General features: G+C 64.9%; 1 protein-coding gene. It reads left to right on the top strand.

All coding sequences use genetic code 11. The features are described from left to right. Positions 1-450, top strand: a 450-nt coding sequence (locus NP945_RS31820) for an adenosine kinase (protein ID WP_256748516.1), incomplete at both ends; no start/stop codon positions are given.

The raw sequence follows: 450 nt of genomic DNA, 5'->3' as shown, positions 1-450 counted from the left end.
TTATGACGTGCTTTGCATCGGCAATGCCATTGTCGACATCATCGCCCAGTGCGACGAGGAATTCCTCGAGACCAACGGCATCATCAAGGGCGCGATGAACCTCATCGACACACAACGCGCCGAACTGCTCTACAGCCGCATGGGCCCGGCGATCGAGGCCTCCGGCGGCAGCGCCGGCAACACGGCGGCCGGCGTCGCCAGCTTTGGCGGCCGCGCCGCCTTCTTCGGCAAGGTCTCCAACGATGCGCTGGGCGAAATCTACGCCCACGACATCCATGCGCAGGGCGTCGCCTTCGACACCATACCGCTCAAGGGTGAGCCGCCGACGGCGCGCTCGATGATCTTCGTCACGCCCGACGGCGAGCGCTCGATGAACACCTATCTCGGCGCCTGCGTCGAGCTTGGCCCTGAGGATGTCGAAGCCGACAAGGCGTCTGGCGCCAAGGTCAC

Origin of the sequence: Mesorhizobium sp. LMG17149 (assembly GCF_024518695.1) — a bacterium.
In the GTDB taxonomy this organism is placed as follows: Bacteria; Pseudomonadota; Alphaproteobacteria; order Rhizobiales; family Rhizobiaceae; genus Mesorhizobium.
Note: the sequence above shows the minus strand (reverse complement) of the source record. Positions and strands in the feature narration are given on the sequence as shown.